The 6689-nt window shown below is 57.7% G+C and carries 8 protein-coding genes; 2 read left to right on the top strand and 6 right to left on the bottom strand.

Going from position 1 to position 6689, the window contains the following annotated elements; genetic code table 11:
- The 3 genes from Z947_RS0101910 to Z947_RS0101895 all read right to left on the bottom strand — a co-directional run.
- Positions 1 to 891, bottom strand: an 891-nt coding sequence (locus Z947_RS0101910) for an autotransporter-associated beta strand repeat-containing protein (RefSeq protein WP_025042621.1), incomplete at its 3' end; no start/stop codon positions are given.
- 595 nt (positions 892 to 1486) lie between these two features.
- Entirely contained in the window at positions 1487 to 2047 is a 561-nt protein-coding gene (locus Z947_RS0101900; RefSeq protein ID WP_025042619.1) for an invasion associated locus B family protein, read from the bottom strand.
- A gap of 118 nt (positions 2048 to 2165) precedes the next feature.
- On the bottom strand, positions 2166 to 3287 hold the full coding sequence (locus tag Z947_RS0101895) for an aminotransferase class I/II-fold pyridoxal phosphate-dependent enzyme (RefSeq protein WP_025042618.1): 1122 nt from the start codon (positions 3285 to 3287) through the stop codon (positions 2166 to 2168).
- 24 nt (positions 3288 to 3311) lie between these two features.
- Between Z947_RS0101895 and Z947_RS0101890 the strand changes: the two genes are divergently transcribed.
- Positions 3312 to 4070, top strand: a complete 759-nt coding sequence (locus Z947_RS0101890) for an MBL fold metallo-hydrolase (RefSeq protein WP_025042617.1) — start codon at positions 3312 to 3314, stop codon at positions 4068 to 4070.
- A gap of 50 nt (positions 4071 to 4120) precedes the next feature.
- Here the strand turns inward: Z947_RS0101890 and Z947_RS0101885 are convergent, their stop codons facing one another.
- The 3 genes from Z947_RS0101885 to Z947_RS0101875 are packed head-to-tail and all read right to left on the bottom strand — an operon-like array spanning position 4121 to position 5409.
- Positions 4121 to 4420 (bottom strand): CcdB family protein, encoded by a 300-nt coding sequence (locus Z947_RS0101885; protein ID WP_025042616.1) that lies wholly within the window; start codon positions 4418 to 4420, stop codon positions 4121 to 4123.
- Positions 4413 to 4634: a type II toxin-antitoxin system CcdA family antitoxin gene (locus tag Z947_RS0101880; RefSeq protein ID WP_052880580.1), complete on the bottom strand. Its 222-nt coding sequence runs from the start codon at positions 4632 to 4634 to the stop codon at positions 4413 to 4415. Before Z947_RS0101880 ends, Z947_RS0101885 begins: the two co-directional genes overlap by 8 nt.
- A gap of 52 nt (positions 4635 to 4686) precedes the next feature.
- The gene (locus Z947_RS0101875) at positions 4687 to 5409 is read right to left on the bottom strand and encodes an SDR family NAD(P)-dependent oxidoreductase (RefSeq protein ID WP_025042614.1); all 723 of its coding nucleotides are present in this window, start codon (positions 5407 to 5409) and stop codon (positions 4687 to 4689) included.
- A gap of 68 nt (positions 5410 to 5477) precedes the next feature.
- Here Z947_RS0101875 and Z947_RS0101870 point away from each other — a divergent pair, with 68 nt between their 5' ends.
- Positions 5478 to 6641 carry a pyridoxal phosphate-dependent aminotransferase gene (locus tag Z947_RS0101870; protein ID WP_025042613.1) on the top strand — a complete coding sequence of 388 codons (1164 nt, stop codon included), beginning with the start codon at positions 5478 to 5480 and terminating at the stop codon, positions 6639 to 6641.
- Positions 6642 to 6689 lie beyond the last annotated feature (48 nt).

The following is a 6689-nucleotide window of genomic DNA, read 5'->3' as shown; positions in this document are numbered from 1 at the left end:
ATTACTGATCGCAAAACCACCGGTGTAGCCTGCGTTGCCGGTGCCCAGCGTCAGCGTCCCGCTGTTCGTCTTGCTCAACACGCCCGACCCGCTCAGCGCGCCGCTGAATGTCTTGTCGCCTGTGCCCGCCACCGTCAGCGTGTTGGCGTTCACATCCACGCCGCCCGCGCCCTCAAGCGTGCCGATCGTCTCATTCGCCAGAACTTCGAACGTGCCGCCGTTCACCACTACCGCGCCCGCATCTGCAATCGCCGCGCCATTCGTGACCTGCAGCGTACCCGTGGTCACCGTCGTCGCGCCCGTGTAAGTGTTCGTGCCCGCCAAGGTCAGATCACCCGCGCTGAGTGTGAGCGAGGTATCTCCGGTAATTTCGCCGGAAAGATTCATCGTTGCAATGGTGTTGATATCAAGCGTCGCAACCGCACCGGCGTTCACGATATCGCCGGCAAAGTTCAAATTGGTGGTTGCGACGATATTCAGGTCCGCACCGTTCAGATCCAGCGTTAAATCACTAGCAAGTGCATTGTCATCGACATCCGAATAAGTCAGCGTCGAGGCGGTAACGCTGTTGAAGGCGATTGTGCCGTCCTCGATGGATTCAATTTCCGCGACCGTCAGGTTTGTCATATTCGCAGGATCAACATCGATCGTGACCGTGCTTGACGGTGTACCCGTGAATATCACCGTGTCAGTGCTGTCTGGCAGGGCACCAAGCGGCAACCCGCCTAGCAACCAGTTCACAGTGTCAGAGTAGTTCCCGTCAGCTGCGGTCCCCCATGTCACATCAGCCGCATGGCCGGGAAACGCAATCAAGCCCGATATTAGTGCAGTGGTGAGAAACAGCCCGCGCGACGTGTTTCCCGCAGTGCGCGGTTTGCCGAAATGCAACATAATATACCCCAGTCCAATTACGTCGTCCGTTCAATTAGAGCATAAAGGCGCGTGTAATCAACGAGGTCAATATAATTTGCCGGTTGTGCCGACCCGCCCGCTGCGGCCCGCGACGTGTTCGGGGAAGATCCGTAAATTAGGCAAACAACGGCTTTTGCGAACCGCTTATTCCTTTGCGGCAACCGAGAGAGCCGCGACCGCAACCCGACGGGTCCACACAAATAAATAGACTTTCGCACTACGAGAAGATCGAAATTCCCTACAGCGCTTTGATAACAATAATGATTTGTTAACCTAATATGAGCACGCTGCCCGCCAAAGGGGTCGGCCATTCCCCCGCGCATTGTCGCGCCAGGGCAACCAAACTCAATAATCCGGTTCGCTCGATTGCTTTGGGTTTGCGCATATCTGAACGCCCCATAACCTGCATGACGGTTTCAACGCCGCGAAAAAGCGACTGACATTCATGCTGACAGATCTGACAAATACCACCCCAGAATTGGCGCCAAACCGGAAACAACCACACGATTCTCTTATGGATTAAGCACGTAAGCCTGTTGTTTCGGTGCCCCCAATTCAGACGGTCACAACCTGCTTACGGGCGGACGGCATCCAACCCTGCCGCCATACCGTTCAGCGAGAACTGGAACAGGAACGGCTCTGTCTGGGCGGAGGGACGGAAGGCAGCAACCATGGCATTTTCTTCAACCGAAAGGGCCTGCGCCTGATCCGCCTCTAACTGCAAAACCGCTTCGCAGAATTCACGATTGCAAGTCTGCCATGTGAATTGCAACACGGCGCCCTCATCATCGCTTTCTGCTTCACGCATGGCAAAACCGGTGGGCAGGTAGACCCCCACCGGAACCCGTGCGATCAAAAAGCTGGCGCCCTCGGGATTACGGGTCGCCACAATGTCAGCCACGAACGCTTTGTCGGCGGCGCGCAAAACACGTTGGGTCAGGGTGCAATCCGTCTTGCCGACCGCAATGGCGACACAGCTGACCGACCACGCGCCAAATTTTTGGCCGTTCACAACAGTCGCAGAGTCGGGAACAGCAGGCGCGACCGCCGTGTCACTATCGGTGGAAGTTTGGGCCGAGGCAGGCAAGGTCAGAACAAGGGCAAGTGCAACGAAGAGGCGTGAGAAAAATTGCATCAATAGGGCTCCGCAAAATATATTAGGTTTGGCTGTAAGGGACCGTGATCACCCCTGCGTGTCAAGCGCGTTAACCCCTTCACCGCGTCGCTGACCTGTGTCAGCCCCCTGTAGACTGCTACCAGTCCGACAAAGCCTGCGACAGCCGGTCCAACCCTTCGGACAGGTTAACCGAGGCACCGCCCCCGACGCCCAGACGGATGTGTCCAGGTTGCCCATAGGCACTGCCGGGCAGCAGGAATGTACGATAGGGGTCCGCCAACAGCCGTTTCGCAAAATCATCGCTGTCGATCCCTTCCGGCAAACGTCCCAGACCGATCAAACCAGCGCGCGGTGTCACCCACGACAGGCCGCTTTGCGCGTCAACCCAGGCGTTCATCTGCGCAAGGTTTTGTGCCCCCTCGCCGCGCGCTTTCTTCATCGCTGCTGCATACCGATCAGGGCGCATTGCAACTTCGGCAATCACCTCCCCCATGATGTTCATGATTTCTGATGAATTTTCACGCAGGATCACAGCATCCATTACCATTTCCGCGTCGCGGCAGATCAACCAACCGGTGCGCAACCCCTGCAACCCCAACGCCTTGCTCACCGAACCGGTGGTGATCCCGCGCGCGTACATGCCCGCAATCGACGGGGCACGCGGGCCGTCCCATTCCAGCCCCGCATAAACCTCGTCGACCAACAACCATGCGCCAACAGACTCCGCGATACGCACCAGTTCTTCCAGTTCCCGCCGCCCCAATAAATCACCTGTGGGATTGTTGGGATTGCTGATGAAAATCAGCTTGGTTTTGGCCGTGACCGCATCCGCCATCTGGTCCAACGGCAATTGCCAACCGTCCTCTTCGCGTCGCGTGACCTTGACCACTTTGGCACCGATGGCGCGGGCCAGCACTTCGGCCTGCGGCCAACCGGGGGTTTCGATGACGATCTCGTCACCGGGCTGAAGCAGCTGCATCACGCTTAAATAATTCGCTTCTGCGGCGCCGGCTGTAATCAGCACATCTTTTGGATCACAAAGCCCTGCCAACCCCGCTTGCGCCAACACATGATCGCGCAGTTCCGGCAGCCCGCGAAAGTCGCGGTTGTTCCAATCCAGCGATTGGTTCGGATCAAGATCGGCCAGATATTCCCCCAGCACTGGCGCACCGGAAAGCGAGAAACCGACGATGGCTTCCGGCGCTGCTTGTGTGGTCTCCAAAAGGTATTCGAACAACCTGTGTATCTTGACTTTCATATCGCTCCCCCGCCCTATGACGCCATGAATACCCAGATCAAGCTCAGGGGAAAACCCCACCGTCTGGCCGTCCTCGATTACGGTCTGTTCGAAGTCCACGCAGGCCCGCGCACCATTGGCATTTGCGGGTTTGTGATTGAAACGGATGCAGGCGACGTCGTGCTGATCGACACCGGTTTTCCGGCTAAATACGCAGAAGACGCCGATGCCGCTACGGCGCAGGACGCCTTGGGCAGTTTCGGGCGCGTGCTGTCCGTCACTCCCGACAATCTGCCCGCCGCGCAGCTGGCGAAACTGGGTCTGACCAAGAACGACATTACGCTGATGATTCAAAGCCATACGCATATCGACCATGTTGGCGATATGGCCGGCTATCCGCAGGCCCCGATCCTGATTTCGGCCGCGGAACGTGCCCTGCCCCGCCCGCTGTACTGGTCAGGAAAACAGGCAATGGAATGGCCCGATCGCGACTATCATCTGGTGCACGAAGATATCACAATCGGCGACGGTTTCGAGGTATTGCACTGCCCGGGCCATGCGCCGGGCCAACTGGCGTTTATGGTGCACCTGCCGCAAACGGGCTGGGTCTTGCTCACCTCGGATGCAATCAGCCGCGCGTCGGAGATTGACGAGAAATTTGCGGGCTCATGGGATGTGGATCAGGCCATCTTGCACGGCGATCGCTTGATGGCATTGGCGGCGCAGCGGGACGCCTTGGTGATCTATGGCCACAGCCCCGAACAATGGCCCGATCTGAAGAAAGCCCCGGACTGGTTTGAGTGACCCAATTCCTTCAAAGGAATTGACGCAGACTTTTCAAAAGTCTGCCTCCCTCAATACCCCTGAAACAACAGGTCAAGCGCGCGGGTGAATGCGTCGGCCTGCGCTGAAAGATTTGCAACCGGCGGCAACAGCACCGATTGCGGGACTGCGGCCATCAGATGGGTCACCACAACGTAAGGCGCGCCATCAACGTCGATTAGCGGATGCAATCCTGTGGTTCTTTGCGGCACGTCCGACACCGCCATCACCGGTGCCATCATTCGGGTCCGTTGCACCGCCAGAAGGTCGGTTTGTAAATCCAGCAGATAACCCGTCGCGTTGCGCGTTGGATGCAGATCGAACTTAGACATCAAACATGCGGTATTCTTCCAGCGGCAGGCCGTTCTTTTCCACCCACTCGCCCCATGCTTCCATGCTGTCGCGGTTTTCAGCCAACCACGCGTCACGCAGCGCCTGACGCACACCCTGTTCTGCCGCAGCAGAAATATTGACGCCCAAAGCTTTGGCGTCTTTCAATAATTCCTTGTCCAAGGACAGGTTCGTCGCGCGTTTCTGGACGCCCATAGGTCCCTCCATCAATATGCGCAGAATCTATGCGCATGAACTTAACGCATACTTACCGCACATCGCGCCCTTGGTTAAGGATAATCACATTGCCGCTGGAAATATCGCCCGCAGGCGACACCAGAAACCCGACCCAATCGGCAATTTCCGCAGGTTGCATCGCGCGGCCATGCGGCATCTGCGCCACGGCTTTCGCCAGAACATCCTCGCTTAACACGCCGAACAGCGGGGTTTCCGTCATAGCGGGGGCAATCGAATTTACCGCGATCTTGTCGCTGGCAAACCGCCGCGCCAGATCTTTGGTCAGATTGTCCAGTGCCGCCTTGGAAGCCCGATAATGCGGCGGGTCGAACACATCAAAATTATACGCCCCGTTGGACGAAATATTGACGATCTTGCGCACGCCGTCACGTCCCGCCATCAGCTTGATCGCCGCCTGACAACAATGAAACGCCGCCGAAAAGTTCAACGTCATTTGTCGCTCGAACTCATCCACCGGAATGTCGGGAAACTCCGACATGAAACAGGTGCCGGCATTATTGACCAACACGTCGACGCCCCCCAGCATTCCCTCAATCTCTGCAAAGGCTTCCTTGATTGCCGTCGCATCCATCAGATCAACAACCATCCCGGCAAACCCGTCCTGCGCCATCTCGGCCAGACCGCCCTCGTCCACATCAAACCCGACAACCGCGTGGCCATCCGCCAAAAGCCGCGCCACAATCGCGCGCCCCATACCGCCCGCGGCCCCTGTCACAACTGCAACTTTACCCATGCCCCTGCCCTTTCACATTTCCTTGCGTTAGGTGTAGCCACGCACAAGCAACTTGCCAAGGAACCCGCATGCCCATCCGTCCAGCCCGCCGTATCACTGACACGTCACCCAAAAATTTCGGCATGTTTGCCAAAGCCATCGGCATGGAAGGCGATCTGATCCATCTTGAGCTTGGCATGCCCGCAGAGGACACGCCGCAACACATCAAGGATGCGACCATTGCCGCCTTGCAAGCCGGTCATGTGCATTATTCCGATCTGCAAGGCATTCCCGAACTGCGCAGCGCCATTGCAGACAAGCTGCGCCGTCAAAACGGGATGGACGTAACAGCGGACGAGGTAATCGTTACCAATGGCCTGACCCAGGCTTCCTTTGCCGCGTTTATGGCGTTTCTGGATGCGGGCGATGAATGCCTGCTGCTCGCCCCTTATTATCCCCAGCACATCGGCAAGGCCGAACTGGCTGGGGCCAAAGTCACCATTGCGCCGCTTGATGCCGCAAACAACTTTAGCATCAATCGCGCCTTGATAGAGCCGCTTATCACCCCCGCGACCCGTGCCATCGCCCTGATCAACCCCTGTAACCCGACCGGCCGTGTCTATACCCGCGACGAGTTGCAAATTCTTGCCGATATCGCGCAGGAACACGATCTTCTGGTCCTGTCGGACGAGGTATACGAAGAAATCACTTATGACGGTGCGACCCATATTTCGATCGCGTCCTTACCGGGCATGAAGGAACGCACCATCACCATGTGTGCATTTACCAAGTCCCACGCGATGGACGGTTGGCGTCTGGGCTATATCGCCGCCGATGCCAGCCTGATCGGGCCTTGCATGAAGATCACCAGCAACGAAGTCACCCATGTGAACACCTTTGTGCAACATGGCGCATTGGCGGCGCTGACCGGTGATCCCGCGATCCTTGCCAGCATGATCGAACGCGACCGCGCGCGCCGTGATCTTGTTGTCTCGCGGTTGAACCAGATGCCCGCCGTCAGCTGCGCACCGGTCGAGGGGACAATCTATGCCTTCCCGGACATCTCGGCGACCGGACTAACGTCACAGGACTGCGCCGACCGGTTGCTCAATGAAACAGGTGTCGTGGTCGAAGCCGGCAGTTTTTACGGTGCCGCAGGCGAGGGCCATCTGCGCGTCTGTTTTGGCTGCGCGGAACTTCCCGTGCTGGAAGAAGCAATGAACCGGATGCAACGTTTCTTTAACGCACTCTAACCGCGCTGTTACACCCGCAGGGCAGCGCCAATGCTGCCCTGTAGGTGT

This window comes from Sulfitobacter geojensis (assembly GCF_000622325.1).
In the GTDB taxonomy this organism is placed as follows: domain Bacteria; phylum Pseudomonadota; class Alphaproteobacteria; order Rhodobacterales; family Rhodobacteraceae; genus Sulfitobacter; species Sulfitobacter geojensis.
Note: the sequence above shows the minus strand (reverse complement) of the source record. Positions and strands in the feature narration are given on the sequence as shown.